Below are 15754 nucleotides of genomic sequence, written 5' to 3'. Positions count from 1 at the left end.
CGCGAATGCGCAGCAGCCACTTTCTCGACCGGTGGACGCTGTCGATTGGTCATTGGTTGATCCATGGGGAAACGATGCTTTCGCAGGAAAAATTAAAGGAAAACGCCTTGACTTCCATAAGGTTGGGCGTCGAGGATTTTCAACGAGCCAGCAGGGCGGCAACCGATGGTGGCGATCCTGAGCGCGCGATTTCTGCCGCGAGGAACCTTTTTGCCGGGTTGCTTTTGCTGTTCAAGTATGGATTGGCCGCCAAGGTCACGAAGGCCGAAGAGATCGATTTGGTGCTGTTTAACCCACCCAAGCAGATTGTTCCCCATCCCGATGGCTCTGGCGGTGTCCAATGGCGCCCGGTCGGAAAATTCGCGAAGCAAACCATCGACGTGGATGGCATCAAGTCTCGATTTGAAGCCTTCGGCATCGAGGTTGACTGGGACGCCATGCGGCAGCTCCAAGACGAGCGAAACAATTTGGAGCACTTGCATCCCACCAAATCCATTGGCGCCATCGCTGGCTTCGTCGCTGAAACGTTCCCGATAGTGCAGCAGTTCGTTGTCGAAGAGCTTGAGGAAGTGCCGGCGGATTTTTTGGGCCCCTGTTGGCGGATCATGCTCGAACATCGAGCATTCTTTGAAGGGCGTTTGCAGGAGTGCTTGGCCGCTTGGCGCGCAAGCAGTCTCCCAAGTGGCATGCTGCCATATCTGGCGTCTATCCGTTGCGGAGAGTGTGGCTCGCCGCTCTTGGCTCCTAGCCAAGATGACGACGGAGAATATACATGCGTGGCCTGCGGCGAGAGCTCTCCGCTTATGTCAGAGCTTATGGAAGCGGTCGTGGAGGCGGAGGCCGGCAGCTACGATCCATATGACGGCGATGAGCCGCCGTTGCGCGATTGCCCAAACTGTTCCGAGAGCTTATTTGTCGTTGCTGATGGAGAATGCCGTTGGTGCGGCTATGAACTTGAAGATTGGGAGTGCGTTGTATGCGGCGAAGCGTTGGGTTTGGACGACCAGCACAACAGTGGCCTATGTGGCTTCCACGCATACCAACGGGACAAGGACGACTAGGCCGCGAGGTTGGACCCAAAGATCCCGTCAGCGATAGGCAACTTAGGCGAAGGCGTGGTCGCCTAGGAATTTTAGTTGCGCGTCGCGCGAAAGGACGCTGTTTTCAATGATTTCCGGATGGCTCAGATAGAAGTCGTTGCAGAAGTCTAAAACCGCAGAGGGGATGGTGTCGAACTTCGTGATCTTCGCCTGAAGCCAATGCAGCTTCACGCCGTCAAATGGCAGACGCATGAAGCGTCGATAGTTGTTACCGTTCGCCGCGAACAGATCGAGAACAACTTCTCCGCGATACGCCAATTGCCGCAACTCGTCCTCCAGCTCGTCCATATACGAGTCTGGGCGAGCGCGGTCGATCGAAAAACACACAAGGGTGTCTTCGTTGACAACGCTCAGAATTTCGTAATGTCTGTTATCGCGCATGATCAGGTATCGCAGCAGCGGTCCTTTCAATAAGCTCTAAGACAGTATGCAAAATAGCAGCAGCCTCCGCCTTGTCGGGAAGAATGCGAGACATCTCAGGATTGGCGTCTGCGTGGAAGAGCTCATTGCGGTCGATTTTTAGCATCGCATATCCATCTTCGACGGCCTTTGCCTCTTCTGGGGTCATCTTAGCACGAACGCCAATCTTAAGCTGCGCGTTGCCTGCCGCGAGGTAGTTGCCGAATCCCGTGTTGTTCTGCACCGGGCAGCCATGCTTAGCCATGATCGCTTTGATGTAGAGCTCCAGGCCGCGAAGCGCGTGGTAGGCGACGCAAGAATAGTCAGGCAGATCAATGTCGAGTTTTGCCAACGCGAGGGCCGGGGAGATCACCGCCGCGCCGGTTTCGCCCAGCAAATTCATCGCGCTTGGAACGTGCTGACGCAATTCGGCAAACAGGTCCTCCACCTTCACGTCTTGGACGTTGTAGGTCTTCAACTGCGCTTCCACAAGCTCTCGCTTGTCGGCCAGGTGATCCGACAAGACTTCGACGACCGTCGCATAAACTTCGCGTGATTTGCCCTGCATGAGCAGCTTTCCGCTCTTCGTGTAGCGGTTCAAGTTGACGTAGTCGTTGTGCGCCTTTTTCACATCGAAACGAACTCCATGGGGCACCGAGCCCTCCGTGACGGCGAAGCCGTAATCATGCTCGAGATGCTCCAACAGGAACTTCCAATCGTCCTTGCTGATGCGCTCAAGGCTAAACGGGCGTTGCTCGTATGCTTTGCGTTTGCATTTTTCGGCCACATACGCTGCGACCTGTTGAGACAGGGGCGTATTCTTCCCTACCGAGGCCGACAGCGTGAAGGTGCTGTCATTGCAAGCGTAGACATGCAGCTTCGCGACTTCTTGGCCTTCGATAAAAATTTCATACTCGGTGAATTGTCCTCGGGCGTTGGGGCCGGTGATCGTGGCCACATCGGAAAAGCTGCGAACGGCGCCCTCGATCTGCGATTCGTCGAGGAAAAGCTTTTTGAAATTTTGGGTCATTGTGCGCGCGGCGTCGGTCTCCTCGCCATCTGAAATGGCAAGAACTGATCCGAAAGATCGATGGTCGAGATGGGGGAATGCAAGGATAAATGAGAACGCGGGGATTTCGCAAGGGGAACTTTGGGTAGGCGCGGCAGCTATAGCCCAGCGCGCGCGGCAGCGAGGGCAAGCGACGGCTGCGAAGGGTTGGCTCGGGAGGCACGCGAACGATCACTCGGAATGGAGCCCCCGCAGCGTCCATCATGGCAGCCGCTTTGCGACCATCTTGGTGCGCCAACTCCGTTCCAATGTCCACAATGCGGAAAGTCAGGTCGATTTCGGAAGTCGTCTAAAACGTAGTGGGTGAGTCGGTCGTATGCGGGCCTCGTGACGAGAGCGTAATCGGCGCGGCTTTTGATCTCGTGCGTTTCCTCAAACCCAGCGACCGCCACGTGTCCTGATGGCCTTGGGCCTATCCCAGGAGGATGCGCCACCGCGAACCTTGGGCATACCCCGTGTGGCGATCTTCTTGCGGCACGGTGGCCTCGGCAACGAAGTTTCGCGTCTTCTCGTCCCACCAGCGCTTCCTCAAGCCAAGTGAGCTGTTCCATTGAGCGAACGCTTCATCGGTCATGCCATCGGAGTCGCTCAACACGGGGGCAATTTGCGCAGCCCTCAAAAGGAGCCCGCGACCCAGTCCGCGCCGCCTCCATTCGGGATCAGTCCACGCTTTCTTTGCTTCCATCACCGGCAGCCCACCCAAGTTCGCAGCGATCAATGCCAAGTAGGCGTATAGCTCAGTTGTGCCGTCGGGATTTCGATGGCCAACCCATAACGCGCGGCCTTTGGCAATGGTCGTGTCGCATGCCCAAACACTCGCCCCAGGGCCAAAAGCGTCCTCTTCCACGAGTTCCAAGGAAGAGAGCACGAAGTCTCTGGTGGCGAGAAGCATGCGGTCTTCTGGCTGAGCTGAGGCGTGGAGAACCATTGTTCACCTTTTGTAATTTCCGTTTGCTGGTCGCGTTGGCATAAAGCGCGCTCTTCAAGCGCAAAGCCTAGGGGGCAAGAAGGGGACTGTTTAGTTGAAAATCCTGGCTCTTGTTGCATCCTTAGGGCGGGACCTGCTCAAAAAAAGTCCCCCGAGGGTATTGCTGCATCATCGGAGTGAGCTTTTCCGTCGCGCTGTTCTTGATGGCGGCGGCGTTGATTTCTTTGGGGGCGGTGGTCATGTCTTCGTGATTCGGTACGGCTTGGCGCGTGAAAGGCCAGGACTTGACATTTTAACCCGATCGACCCGGCAGCTCGCTGCAAAGATCGTTGTTGCTCAAGAGTTTTTTGCCGAATGATCCATATGGTGGTGTGCGGCGTCAATGCGCTGGCTTTTTGCGCATGAGTAATGAATTGTCGTCACGTTCCGATAGATTGGTTTTTCAGTCTTGACCAATGGGCGGACGCATGAAGATCATCGGCTGGATTCGGGAAGGAGACAAAGCGGCTTGCGGTGGCGTGGTGGCCGAGGGAGACCCGCTATGCCGCGGGCAGGGCCTGGCTTACGCATTCCAGGGTGCCCAGATGGCCTGCACGAAGAAGTGCTCGATCACGGACGGACTCAGCCGCCGCATGCTCATGAATGGTCGCGCCTCGGTCATCCATGGCATGCGAACGAGCGGCGGTTGCCCACTGGTGTCGACCCTTAACGACCTGAACGGCGTGAGCAACCACGGTGGTCCGGTCGCGACCAGCTTCTTCATGAATGCGGACGGCCGTTGGACGGACGCCGCGCCGGCGCTCGGCGAGCACTCTTACGACGAGCAGGTCTTGTTGATGCACCAGCGCGCCGACGGGCTGCCTTACCATATCGAAACGATGGACGGCCGTGTCTTTTCAGGCCGGATCGGGCCGGACGGTTTGCTGCCACGGGTCGATACCTTTGGTGAGGATGAATACACAGTCCTGTGGGGCGACGACGCCCTGGCCAAGCTGCAGGAAGAGCCGACGCATGAATAGCACGCTGGTCCAGAAGGCCAGGGTCCGCACCAACACCAGGAAGGAATCGGTGTGCAGTGTCCTGGTGAAAGCGGTCGAGTTCTCGACGTTGTGGGCATCCTATCCGGACAACCCTCCCTTCGTCGATCCCAGGACGGGCAAGCCGCCACCAGGCTACGAGAACCAGTGCGCGATCAAGGTGAGCGTAGCGATTCACGGCGTCGGCGTCGAAATGAAGTCGTTCCGCGGCGCGGCCGAAAAGGTGAACGGCCTGCCCGCCGCATTGCTCGCGTCCCAACTGGCAGCCTGGCTGAAACAGCAGCCGTTCTGCGGCCTGCCAACGTCGGCGGAGAATGTGACCGGCGCCGACTGGCAGAACAAGATCCGCGGCCGGACGGGCATTGTGTACTTTGCGGACTATTGGGCCAGAAACGGCAGGGAGAAGGCCAGTGGCAAGCCCACCGGCGATCACATCGACCTGTGGAATGGGGCCAGGCTGACCGCGACGGGCATGAGCTTCTTTTCCACGATGGGCCGGCGCCTCGGCCTCGATTCGCTTGGTGCGGGAACGTCGTGGGGCTATTCAGATCTGGGAAGATCGTCCGAGATCCTGTTCTGGGAGATCGAATGATCCACCAGGCCAATCGGCTTGCCATCGGCATGGTGTTCGCGCTGCTGGGCGTCGCCAGCCTGCTGGTGGCTGACGTGGTGAGCCAGTGGCTTTGCGCGCGTTTCTTCGTCTGTGTCGCGGCCATTTACTGCCCCATCGACGTGTGCGAGGGCGATGAGCGCCTGAATATTCTGCGGCTTGCGGTCTGGGCCGGCCCAAGTGTCGTGTTCGCGGCTAGTGCATTTGTGTTTGGCGGCCGGAGGCGGTCATTGCCAGCATGGCTGGGACTTCTCGCCGCGCTAGTGGTCGCGCACTCCCTGGTCATGGTCGCGTCCCGATAGCTCACCGCTTGGACGACGGGAGTTTTTCGTCCGGAACGTCGGTGGCCGGCATCAGCCGGCCATCTTCCCAACGATTACGGTTTCGCCGCAGCCTTCGCCTGCGCGATCCAGCTATCGAACAGCGCCTGGTGGAACTTGATCCACCCCGCCGTATGGCGCGCGATGTCTTCCTGCGACCCCTGCCCATTACGCACACGCTCGTTCTGCGCATTGATGTCGGCAATCGGCAGGCGCATCACTTCGAACAGCTTGACCGCCGCCGGATTCTTCTCGGCCCAGGCGCGGTTCACGACGAAGCGCGTGGTGTTGACCGAGAAGCCATAATTGCTGCCATCGGCCATCCGGGTATCGGCGTTCTGTGGATTCGACGAGTGCGGCACCTGCAGCCACACGACGTCCTTGCCTGGGATGAGCACGCTGCTCACCCAGTACGGCGTCCAGGTGTAGTACAGGATCGATTCGCCGCGCTGGTAGCGGCCGATCGTATCGGCGATCAGCGCCGAATAGCTGCCCTGCACATGCGTGACCGTCGAACGCAGCTTGTAGCCGTCCATGTGGTGCTCGATCATCGCCTCGCAGCCCCAGCCCGGATCGCAACCGGTCAGGTCGGCCTTGCCGTCGCCGTCGTGGTCGAACAGCCTGGCGATGGCCGGATCGCGCAGCTGGTCGATATTGGTGATGTTGTGCTTCTCGGCCGTGGCCTTGTCGATCAGGTAGCCCTGGGCGGCCGGGCCGGCATACTGGCCGGTGCGCAGCAGCTTGGCGTCGCCGCCGGCATTGTCGTAATAGTCGCTGTGCAGCGGGTCCCAGTGCACCGCGAGGAAGGTCGCGTCGCCGTTGCCGATCGCGATGTGCGCGGTCGGGTAGGCGACTTCCTTGATCGGCTGCGTTTCGTAACCCAGCTGGGCCAAGGCGCGATTGGCCAGCATGGTCTGGAAGGTTTCCTCGGCCAGCGGGCCCTGCAGGGCCTGCACCTTGACGCCCTTGCCGGGCAGGTCGGCGCCTGGCGTTTGCGCCGTCGCGATGCCGGTGCTCAGGGCGAGCCCGGCAAGCACCAGGGCCGAGATCCAGCGGAACGCGCGCTGCGTTTTATAGGTGGCGTTGAAGTGTTCGGTTTGACGCATCGGTATCCTTTCTTGTCTTATTGTGCGGTGGCGGGCTTGGTGTCTGGCGCCGCATCGGTGCGCGCGCCGCCGCTGCCAATCCGGCGCAGGACGAAGCCCACCGGACCGGTCTGGTACCAGTGACGCACACCGCGGCGCGGTTGCCCCATGGCCTGGGTCAGGCGGTCCAGCATGATGGCCAGCAGGACGATGCCGAGGCCGCCCACGGTGGCCAGGCCCATGTCCAGGCGACCGATGCCGCGCAACACCATCTGGCCGAGGCCGCCGACCGCGATCATCGAGGCGATCACCACCATCGACAGCGACAGCATCAGCGACTGGTTGATGCCGGCCATGATCGACGGCATTGCCAGCGGCAGTTGCACGCGCGTTAAGAGCTGCCAGGGCGAGGCGCCGTAGGCGCGCGCCGCTTCGATCAGGTCGGGACGTACCTGGCGAATGCCGAGGTTGGTCAGGCGCACCAGCGGCGGCAGCGCGAAGATGATGGTGACGATCACGCCAGGCGCATTGCCGATACCAAACAGCATGACCACCGGCACCAGGTAGACGAAGGCGGGCGTCGTCTGCATGGCGTCGAGCAGCGGGCGCAGGATGTTTTGCGCGCGGTCACTGCTGGCCAGGAAGATCCCCAGCGGTAGGCCGATGATCAGGCAGAACACCAGCGAGGTGAGCACCAGCGACAGGGTGATCATCGCTTCAGGCCACACGCCCAGCATGGCGACCGCCACCAGCGCCAGCACGGTGCCGACGGCCAGCGCGCGGTTGGTGAACTGCCATGCCAGCAGGCCGATGATGGCGATCAGGACGAGGGAGGGCACGGCCAGCAGCAGCTCGCTGGAACCGGTCAGCGTCGCATCGATCGGCGCGCGCACGGCCTGGAAGAAAGGGCGGAAATGCTCGACCACCCAGCCCAGTCCGTCGTTGATCCAGGATTGCAGCGGCAGCGCGCCGTCGAGGGCGTGCGCCAGGTCGAAGCTGCTGGCGTGTTCGGGCGCGGCGGCCGGCGCCGCGGCGTCGAGCCAGGAGGTGTCGCTCGGCGGCGTCGGCAGCCAGGGGTTGGCCTGGGCCGCCGTGTCTGCAGCCTGCGCTGCGGCCGGCTGTACTGCGGTGATGCTGTTGTCGGTCGTGCTCATGCTTGTCCTTTCTGAGTCGAGGCCTCGGGGATGGCGGGCGTGTCGGGGTCGAGGAATTTCAGCAAGGTGGTCTTGCTGATCGCGCCGCACAGGCGTCCGTCGTCGGCCACCACCGGCACTGCGTACGGCAGTTGCGCCACCTGGCCGAACAGGCCGGCAACGGGTTCGTCCGCCTTGATGGTCTGCACGTCCGGCAGGAAGGCATGCGCCAGGCCCAGCGGGCCGGTATGGCCGTCGAGGGCGCTGCGCAGGGAATCGACCGACACCAGGCCGAGGAATTCGCGCTGCGGATTGACGACGTAGGCATAGGTGCGGTCTTGCTCCTCCAGCATCGACAGCGCCGCGCGCGAACCGCGGCTCGGCGATTCCGACACCACGATCTGGCTCTTGCGGGCGATGTCGCCGGCCTTGAAGACCGCCGCCGCGTCGACGCCACGCACGAAATTGCGCACGTAGTCGTTGGCGGGCTTGCGCAGGATTTCCTCGGGCGTGCCGACCTGCACCACGTGCCCATCCTTCATGATGGCGATCCGGTCGCCGATGCGCATTGCTTCATCGAGGTCGTGCGAAATGAAGACGATGGTGCGGCGCTTGATCTGCTGCAGGCGCAGCAGCTCGGATTGCATCTCGGTGCGCATGATGGGGTCGAGCGCCGAAAACGCCTCGTCCATCAGCAGGATCGATGGATCGCTGGCCAGCGCGCGCGCCAGGCCGACGCGCTGCTGCATGCCGCCCGACAGCTCGTCGGGATAGCTGGCGGCATAGGCCGCCAGGCCAACCTGCTCCAGTGCCTGCCGGGCCTGCGCATGGCGCTCGGCCTTGGGAATGCCGGCCAGCTCCATGCCGAAGGCGGTGTTGTCGAGCACGGTGATATGGGGCAGCAGCGCGAACGACTGGAACACCATGCTGATGTCCTTGCGGCGCAAGGCGCGCAACTCGGCGTCCGGCAGCGTGTTGATGTCGTTGCCGTCGACCAGGATACGGCCGTCGGTGGGTTCGACCAGGCGGTTCAGCATGCGCACCAGGGTCGACTTGCCCGAGCCGGACAGGCCCATGATCACGAAGATCTCGCCCGCTTCGATGGTGAAGGTGGCGTCGAACACGCCGATCGTGCAGCCGGTCTTGGCCAGGATGTCTTGCTTGTTGGCGCCCTGGCGGACCAGCGCCAGGGCGTCGTCGGTCTGGTCGCCGTACACCTTGAAGACATGGTCGATGATGATTTGTTTTGCCACGTTGTTGTTCTCCTTCGATTTGGCGAATGGAATGAAACCCTGCAGCCATTGGCGTTCATGGGAATCGATGGCCCCGAGCCGTCGGCGGTGCGAATGGCGCGATAAGCGCCCAGGCGGCGGAAAGGGCAGGCACGCTTTGCCGGCGCGACGGATGCTGACGAGAGTGTCGTCAAACGATGTCGGGATGTAGGCGCTTGGCCTAAGAGCTATTTCCCACCCAGCGGATGGCAAATATGGTGCAGCAGGGGTGTTGCTAAGAGTAACTATTGTCTAGTGGGCATGAATTATAGAGCAAGGCGAATGATAAGTCAATTTGATTTATTTATTCGACGTTGCGAAGCCGGAGCGTCTATCGTTTGTGTTCGGTTCGCCATGCGCCCGGCGACGCGCCGATCATTTTTCGGAACGTCCTGCCGAAGTGGACCGGGTCCGCGAAGCCCATGGCGTGCGCGATCTCGCCCAGGGTCGCATCGGAAGCGGACAGTAACTGCTGCGCCCGTCGGATGCGGGCGTCGAGCTGCCATTGGTAGGGTGCGAGCCCGGTCGATCTCTTGAACGCGCGGCTGAAGTGGGCTTGCGAGAGATTGACCAGTCCCGCCAGGGTTTCCAGCTCGATGCGGTGTGGGAGATGCGCTTCCATGTAGTCGATCACCCGCCGCAGCTGCCATGGCACGAGTCCGCCCGTTTTGAACTCCGTGATGCGCGGCGCCGCGAACAGCTGGGACGACACGGCGGTGATGATGCCGTCGCCATATAAATGCATCGACGGGTCGGGGTGATGGACCGCCTCGGCAAGCAGCTTGACCAGGTTCCAGATCCGGTCATTGGCAAAGCGCAGTCTCGGGACGCCGGTCCTGCCCGGGTCCAATGGCATTTTCAGGCGTTCGCTCAGGATATCGGTGTCGAATACGAGCACGGCATCGACGACACGCCGCGCATTTTTCGTGTAGCCCCAGATCTCCATGCCGGCCGGCGCGAAATACATATGTCGCGGCACATGCTCGACGGGGCAGGGACGATCCGGATGAAACCGTGGCTCGCATGCGCCGCCGTGCTCTTCCAGCACCACGCTCAGGCGCGGCTGGTCGCGATGCGGCAAGGGGCTCGTGCCTTCGCCGTCACAGTCGTAGCCGGTGACGACGAGCTGGACGCCGCTCCACCCGCGCTGCGCCTGCGTCAGGCCGGTCACGTTGGCGGGGAGCGAGTCTATGACCATTGGGGCGGGAATAATGTTCTCCTAAGACTGTCATTGTGGATCCGGCGCAGCAGGAATGAACCATCGATAGCAGGATTGAACATTGCCGCGCCGATATCGGATTGGTATCGTTCTGTCTCCAACGCCTGGGCGCAAGAACGATTCTGCTGGCCATGCGGCGTACGCGCTAGTGCCGTTCCCGGACACGCTGTGTTGCGCAATCGGGAACGCCTGCGCCTGCCGTTGCGCGTGGCGCGATAGCAGATGAATGCATCGAATGAATGAGATGAGCGAGGAGAGTTGATGGCTGGAGCAAGCCTGGGGCAGACGATCGGCCCCGTGGTCGTCCTGATGGGGGCGGCCGTGATCGCCGTGCCGTTGTTCAGGCGGCTCGGCCTGGGAGCGGTCCTCGGCTATTTTGGGGCGGGCATCCTGGTGGGACCGTCGGTGCTGGGCCTGGTCACCGATGCGCGCTCGATCCTGCATTTCTCCGAGCTCGGCGTGGTGATGTTCCTGTTCGTGATCGGGCTGGAACTGCGGCCGCACAAGCTGTGGGCGATGCGCGGCCAGATCTTCGGCCTGGGCCTGGCCCAGGTTTTCGCTGCGACCGCCGCGCTGGCGCTGACCGGCCATGCGCTGTTCGGCCTGTCCGGGCCGGCCGCCTTCGTCGCCGGCGCGGGCTTCGTCCTGTCCTCGACCGCCGTCATCATGACCGCGCTGCAGGACCGGGGCGAGATCGCGAGCGAGCAGGGGCAGAAGTCGGTCGCCATCCTGTTGTTCGAGGACTTGATGATCGTGCCGCTGCTGGCGGTGGTCGCCTTCCTGGCGCCGCAGCTTCCCGGGCAGCAGGGGCAGGGCTGGTCCGGCCTGCTGCTGGCGATCGCCGCCCTGGCGGGGCTGCTGGCCGTGGCGCGCTGGGGGCTCGACCCGTTCTTCGCCCTGCTGGCCAGGTCGCGCACGCGCGAAGTCCTGACCGCGGGTGCGCTGCTGGTCGTGCTGTGCGCGGCGCTGCTGATGGAATTCGCCGGCCTGTCGATGGCGATGGGCGCCTTCCTGGCCGGCGTGATGCTGTCGAGTTCGAGCTACCGGCACCAGGTCGAAAGCGATATCGAGCCGTTTCGCGGCCTGCTCATGGGGCTGTTCTTCCTGGCGGTGGGCATGTCGCTCGACCTGGCCATCGTCGCGGCCGAATGGCGGCTGCTGTTGGCCATGCTGTTTTGCTTCATGGTCGCGAAGGGCATCGTCGTCCACGTGGTCGCGCGCCTGTTCGGCGCCAGCAACCACCAGGCCCTGCACCGCACCTCGATGTTCCTGCAGGGCGGCGAGTTCGCCTTCGTGCTGTATGCCGCCGCGCTCTCGGCCGGCGTGCTGGGCGAACGCGAGAACGCCTTGTTCGCCACCGTCGTGATCCTCTCGATGGCGCTCTCGCCCCTCCTGACGCTCGTGACCGACCGCCTGCTGCGGCATGAAAAGTCGATGGACGGCGTCGAGCATGCGCGCGACCTGAAGGGGCGGGTGCTCGTCATCGGCTTCGGCCGCTTCGGCCAGATCGCCTCGCAGGTGCTGCTGGCGAGCAGGGTCAAGCTGACGGTGATCGACAAGGACCCCGACCGCATCCGCGATGCGCAGCGCTTCGGTTTCAAGGTATTCTTTGGCGAAGGCACGAGGATGGATACCCTGCGCCATTCCGGCGCCGCCGAAGCCGATGCGATCATGGTGTGCGTCGACGAGCCCAAGGCCGCGAACGACATCGTGGCGCTGGCCAGGCGCGAGTTCCCGCAGGCCCGGCTGCTGGTGCGCAGCTACGATCGCGGGCACGCCATCACCCTGATCCGCGCCGGCGTCGATGTCCAGGTGCGCGAGACCGTCGAATCGGCCTACCTGATGGGCGCCGAGGGCCTGCGCGCGCTGGGCTTTGCCGAAGCCGACGTCCAGGAGGCGTCGCTCGACATCCGCCGGCGCGACGCCGAGCGGCTGTCCGAGCAGATCCACGGCGACGAGCTGTCGGGCCGCGACCACCTGCACCTGCCCGTCATGCCTGAGCCGCTCGGCAAGCCCGCGGCCTAGACGGCAGTATCATCTCAGCGACGCCGTGTGGCACAACCGGGAGCAGGCAAGTGGATATCGAAGAGTTGCAGACATTCGTGGAAGTTGCCGATGCCGGCGGCATTTCGGCGGCGGCGCTGCGGCTGGGCGTATCGAAGTCGATCGTCAGCCGGCGCCTCGCCCGCCTCGAGGAAGAGCTGGGCATCCAGCTGCTGTCGCGCACCACGCGCGGCGCGGCGCTCACCGAAGCCGGCACGACCTTCCGCGACTATGCGGCCAGGGTCTGCGCCGAGATCGCCCTGGCGCGCGAAACGATCCTGCCCGCCGGCGAACTGCGCGGCCGCCTGCGCATCGCCGCGCCGCTGTCGTTCGGACCGACCCACTTCGCGCCGGTGCTGGCCGACATGGCGCGCCTCCACCCGAGGCTGCACATCCACACCTGCTACAGCGACCACAACGTGGACCTCATCGCGGACGGTTACGACTGCGCGATACGGCTCGGCTACCTGCAGGATTCCAACCTGGTGGCGCGGCGGATCGGGCCGATCCATGGGCTCACGGTCGCGAGTCCCGCCTATATCGCGGCCCACGGGGCGCCCGAGACGCCAGACCAGCTCTTGTCGCACCAGGCCCTGATGCAGGGCACCGAGGCCTGGCAGTTCCTGGATGGCGAGAAGATCGTGTCGGTCCGGCCCCAGGGACGCTTCAAGGCGGACAACGGCACGGCGCTGGTCGCAGCCGCGCTAGCGGGGCTGGGCGTCGCCTATCTGCCCTATGGCCTGATGCATGAATACCTGGATGCCGGCGCGCTCGTTCCGGTCATGACGCGCTATCCCCCGCCGCCGGCCGGCGCCTACGTCGTGCGTCCGCCGGGCCAGCATCCGGCACGCAAGATCCGCATCCTGACCGATCTGCTGGTGGCGTATTTCGACAGCAAGCCGCCGATCGCCCGCGCCTGGCCCCGTGCCTAGCGCTCCTTCAATCCACTATGGAGCCATGAAAACCATGATTGACATGATCATCGAGCAGCGCCGCCGCAGCCTGGGCGGCAGTTTCGAAGTCGGCCGCGTGCTGCCGTTCGCCAAGCGGCGCATGGTGGGGCCGTTCATCTTCTTCGACCACATCGGACCGCTCGACCTGGCCCCGGGCATCGACCGCAGCGTCGACGTGCGCGCGCATCCGCATATCGGCCTGTCGACGGTGACCTATCTGTTCTCGGGCCGGATCATGCATCGCGACAGCCTGGGCGTCGAACAGGAGATCCACCCGCACGAAGTCAACTGGATGACCGCGGGCAGCGGCATCACGCACAGCGAGCGCTTCGAGCACGCGCGGGCGCACGGCGACCACCTGCACGGCATCCAGGCCTGGGTCGCGCTGCCGAACGGGATGGAAGAAGTCAACCCGTCGTTCTCGCACCATTCCGGCGCCGACCTGCCGCAGTGGCGGGATGGCGGCGTCACCGGGCAACTCATCGCCGGCAGCGCCTATGGCCTCTGCGCCGGCGCGAAGACGTGTTCGCCGCTGTTCTACGCCCATCTCGACATGCAGCCGGGATCGACCGCCGAGATCCCCGGCGGCTACAAGGAGCGCGCGCTGTACATCGCCACCGGCGCGGTGGAGCTCGACGGCATGCGCCACGAGAGCGGCCGGATGCTGGTGCTGGGGGCGACGGCCTCGCGCGTCGAGGCGCTGGAGCACGCGACGGTGATGGTGCTGGGCGGGGAGCCGGTCGGCGAGCGTCACCTGTACTGGAATTTCGTGTCGTCGTCGAAGGACCGCCTGGCGCAGGCGGCGGCCGACTGGAAGGCGGGCAGGATGAAGCTGCCGGATGCGGACGACAAGGAGTTCATTCCGTTGCCGGATGCGCCGCCACCGCCGGCGCCGCCGGCCATGTCCTAGCACTAATGTCGGCGGCGGTGGAGATGCAGTGAGCCGGTCATGCCACGACTCTGTTCGCCGCCAAGTCCCATCCGCCGACAGTGCTGCCGCCGCCACCGCCGCCGATCTTCTGTTGGGTGTAGCGCCACTTCACTTTGGAAAATTTGAGACTGACGTGCTCGTCGAGAATGGTGCCGGGCTCGATACCGGGCGCGATACCTCCGATGAGTACATTTTCCAGTTCAATCTGGAAGTAGCAGATGGGTTCGCCATTGCCGTCGGCGCGCATGAAATCGAACTTTGCCTTGGGGATTGTCTTGCCCATGGCGCAGGTCTGCATCAGGATGGGTGAGGCCAGATCTGCGATCTTGGTAAACGAAATCTCCTTTAACTCCGCACGTTCCGCAGTGTGGCCCCCGCCGGTCGAAGCAGTCGCTGATCTTGGTTGAGGAATGCCCCAGTGCACGCTCGTACACTCTATCCAGTCCCTGTGCTTGGCATCCTGCGACTCGCCCTTGATGCCGTCAATCTGCAGATATACATCGATGGCCACGATTTGCTCCTCTATGTCAGGTACGGCTGCAATTATTCGCCAGCAGTAGCAAACATCGCTTGTGGCCCCACAACAGACGAGCATGCTAGGGCAGATAGATTGGACCACTAGCGATTCTGCAGGAGGAACTATGGGGCAAGCAGCCAGCGGAGCAATCGGGGGAGCAAACGACCATTTGAGTATGAGCGGAGAAGCGCGAAAACGGATGCAACGGCTAGAGGTGGTCGTATTGAACTATTACGACGATATGGGCCCAGGAAAAGGTAACTGTACATGGGGGGCCGGTATCCTGGCGCATCGCGGGCCTTGTACGAAGAAGGAGTTAAACCGGCCGGTTAGCCGGGCTGAGGCAGATGCAGAGTTTGCGCGCAGGGTCGCCTATATGGAACGGGTAGTGCGTCGGAACGTCATCACTCAGGCGCTGACTCAAGCACAGTTCGACGCCCTGGTGAGTCTTGCGTACAACGCTGGTGAGCGCGGTGCAGGCACGACCTTTGATCTGGTCGATAGCGGTGACCTCAGAGGCGCCGCCGCCAACATCTTGAAAATGACGAGAACGACGGTCAAGGGCAAGAAGGTCATTGCACGCGGTCTGGTGTACCGGCGAAGAGAGGAAGCGGCGCCATTCCTGGAAGCCGCTGAAGCGCAGACCGTCGGAAAGTGAGGATACTGCAATGTCATTTCTGAAATCAGCTGTGCGTCCCAAGACGTTGTCGCGGGCTACGGTGATCCTGATGATCGCGTCTGCATCGCAGGCGGGGTGGGCTGACGTATCGAATAATAGTAATGAGCTGGTGGGCACCTGGACCCTTACAAAAGTCCTTGATTCCTCCTCGATCGCATCAATCGACGATACAGAGGCCGCAGACCTGGTTGGAAAGGCTCTGGTGATCGCGCCGGACAAGATAACAGTCGCGGGAGAAAGCTGCCGCAAACGTCCCACATTCACGCGCCATTACGAGGACGCCGCACGATATATCCGGGAAACCGCGCACGCGCCGGTGGACCGACTGGGCATTCCGACGACCGTGGAAGCTGTCGAGTTGTCGTGTACTGAAGCGCTGATCAAGGGCTACAACAAGATTGTCGTGTATTGGAAAGGATTTTTCTTCGACGCGGTGAAGAATGAGTAACCGTGGCGTGCT

Annotated in this window: 18 protein-coding genes; 10 read left to right on the top strand and 8 right to left on the bottom strand. The window is 62.6% G+C overall.

Annotation, left to right across the window (positions count from 1 at the left end):
* Positions 1-5 precede the first annotated feature (5 nt).
* Positions 6-1061, top strand: a complete 1056-nt coding sequence (locus ABIB42_RS11080) for a hypothetical protein (protein ID WP_429248330.1) — start codon at positions 6-8, stop codon at positions 1059-1061.
* Positions 1062-1103: 42 nt separating this feature from the next.
* Here the strand turns inward: ABIB42_RS11080 and ABIB42_RS11075 are convergent, their stop codons facing one another.
* The 3 genes from ABIB42_RS11075 to ABIB42_RS11065 all read right to left on the bottom strand — a co-directional run bounded on the left by ABIB42_RS11075 (position 1104) and on the right by ABIB42_RS11065 (position 3460).
* On the bottom strand, positions 1104-1481 hold the full coding sequence (locus ABIB42_RS11075) for a type II toxin-antitoxin system RnlB family antitoxin (RefSeq protein ID WP_429248329.1): 378 nt from the start codon (positions 1479-1481) through the stop codon (positions 1104-1106).
* A complete protein-coding gene (locus tag ABIB42_RS11070; protein ID WP_429248328.1) occupies positions 1471-2529 on the bottom strand; it encodes an RNase LS family HEPN domain-containing protein in 1059 nt (352 codons plus the stop codon). Before ABIB42_RS11070 ends, ABIB42_RS11075 begins: the two co-directional genes overlap by 11 nt.
* Before the next feature lie 451 nt (positions 2530-2980).
* Positions 2981-3460, bottom strand: coding sequence for a hypothetical protein (locus tag ABIB42_RS11065; RefSeq protein ID WP_429248327.1), 480 nt, complete (start codon positions 3458-3460; stop codon positions 2981-2983).
* Between the two features lie 130 nt (positions 3461-3590).
* Here ABIB42_RS11065 and ABIB42_RS11060 point away from each other — a divergent pair, with 130 nt between their 5' ends.
* The 4 genes from ABIB42_RS11060 (at position 3591) to ABIB42_RS11045 (ending at position 5445) form a co-directional block, all read left to right on the top strand.
* Positions 3591-3854 (top strand): hypothetical protein, encoded by a 264-nt coding sequence (locus ABIB42_RS11060; protein ID WP_429248326.1) that lies wholly within the window; start codon positions 3591-3593, stop codon positions 3852-3854.
* Positions 3855-3963: 109 nt separating this feature from the next.
* On the top strand, positions 3964-4515 hold the full coding sequence (locus ABIB42_RS11055) for a PAAR domain-containing protein (RefSeq protein WP_005662760.1): 552 nt from the start codon (positions 3964-3966) through the stop codon (positions 4513-4515).
* Entirely contained in the window at positions 4508-5125 is a 618-nt protein-coding gene (locus ABIB42_RS11050) for a T6SS effector amidase Tae4 family protein (protein WP_005662758.1), read from the top strand. Before ABIB42_RS11055 ends, ABIB42_RS11050 begins: the two co-directional genes overlap by 8 nt.
* On the top strand, positions 5122-5445 hold the full coding sequence (locus ABIB42_RS11045) for a hypothetical protein (protein ID WP_005662756.1): 324 nt from the start codon (positions 5122-5124) through the stop codon (positions 5443-5445). The genes ABIB42_RS11050 and ABIB42_RS11045 overlap by 4 nt, the downstream gene beginning before the upstream one ends.
* Before the next feature lie 74 nt (positions 5446-5519).
* Here ABIB42_RS11045 and proX read toward each other — a convergent pair whose 3' ends face one another.
* From proX to ABIB42_RS11025, 4 genes are all read right to left on the bottom strand, one after another.
* Positions 5520-6569, bottom strand: a complete 1050-nt coding sequence (gene proX, locus ABIB42_RS11040) for a glycine betaine/L-proline ABC transporter substrate-binding protein ProX (protein WP_429248325.1) — start codon at positions 6567-6569, stop codon at positions 5520-5522.
* Positions 6570-6586: 17 nt separating this feature from the next.
* The gene (gene proW, locus ABIB42_RS11035) at positions 6587-7702 is read right to left on the bottom strand and encodes a glycine betaine/L-proline ABC transporter permease ProW (protein WP_005662752.1); all 1116 of its coding nucleotides are present in this window, start codon (positions 7700-7702) and stop codon (positions 6587-6589) included.
* A complete protein-coding gene (proV, locus tag ABIB42_RS11030) occupies positions 7699-8934 on the bottom strand; it encodes a glycine betaine/L-proline ABC transporter ATP-binding protein ProV (protein ID WP_005662750.1) in 1236 nt (411 codons plus the stop codon). The genes proW and proV overlap by 4 nt, the downstream gene beginning before the upstream one ends.
* 349 nt (positions 8935-9283) lie before the next feature.
* Entirely contained in the window at positions 9284-10123 is an 840-nt protein-coding gene (locus tag ABIB42_RS11025; protein ID WP_218918175.1) for an AraC family transcriptional regulator, read from the bottom strand.
* A gap of 309 nt (positions 10124-10432) precedes the next feature.
* Between ABIB42_RS11025 and ABIB42_RS11020 the strand changes: the two genes are divergently transcribed.
* From ABIB42_RS11020 to ABIB42_RS11010, 3 genes are read left to right on the top strand one after another with little or no spacing between them, the layout of a single operon-like run.
* Positions 10433-12196: a monovalent cation:proton antiporter-2 (CPA2) family protein gene (locus ABIB42_RS11020; RefSeq protein WP_005662747.1), complete on the top strand. Its 1764-nt coding sequence runs from the start codon at positions 10433-10435 to the stop codon at positions 12194-12196.
* A gap of 50 nt (positions 12197-12246) precedes the next feature.
* Positions 12247-13146, top strand: a complete 900-nt coding sequence (locus ABIB42_RS11015; RefSeq protein ID WP_005662745.1) for a LysR family transcriptional regulator — start codon at positions 12247-12249, stop codon at positions 13144-13146.
* 34 nt (positions 13147-13180) lie between these two features.
* On the top strand, positions 13181-14077 hold the full coding sequence (locus ABIB42_RS11010; protein WP_005662744.1) for a pirin family protein: 897 nt from the start codon (positions 13181-13183) through the stop codon (positions 14075-14077).
* Positions 14078-14114: 37 nt separating this feature from the next.
* On the opposite strand, the gene ABIB42_RS11005 is transcribed toward ABIB42_RS11010, so the two are convergent.
* Positions 14115-14609, bottom strand: coding sequence for an Hcp family type VI secretion system effector (locus tag ABIB42_RS11005; RefSeq protein ID WP_005662741.1), 495 nt, complete (start codon positions 14607-14609; stop codon positions 14115-14117).
* Positions 14610-14739: 130 nt separating this feature from the next.
* Here ABIB42_RS11005 and ABIB42_RS11000 point away from each other — a divergent pair, with 130 nt between their 5' ends.
* On the top strand, positions 14740-15273 hold the full coding sequence (locus ABIB42_RS11000; RefSeq protein WP_051204999.1) for a lysozyme: 534 nt from the start codon (positions 14740-14742) through the stop codon (positions 15271-15273).
* A 10-nt stretch (positions 15274-15283) separates the two neighbouring features.
* Positions 15284-15742 (top strand): hypothetical protein, encoded by a 459-nt coding sequence (locus ABIB42_RS10995; protein WP_005662738.1) that lies wholly within the window; start codon positions 15284-15286, stop codon positions 15740-15742.
* The last annotated feature ends 12 nt before the right edge of the window (positions 15743-15754 follow it).

This window comes from Massilia sp. UYP32, from assembly GCF_050434365.1.
Classification (GTDB): domain Bacteria; phylum Pseudomonadota; class Gammaproteobacteria; order Burkholderiales; family Burkholderiaceae_D; genus Telluria; species Telluria timonae.
This window is presented reverse-complemented; position numbering and strand designations above follow the sequence as displayed.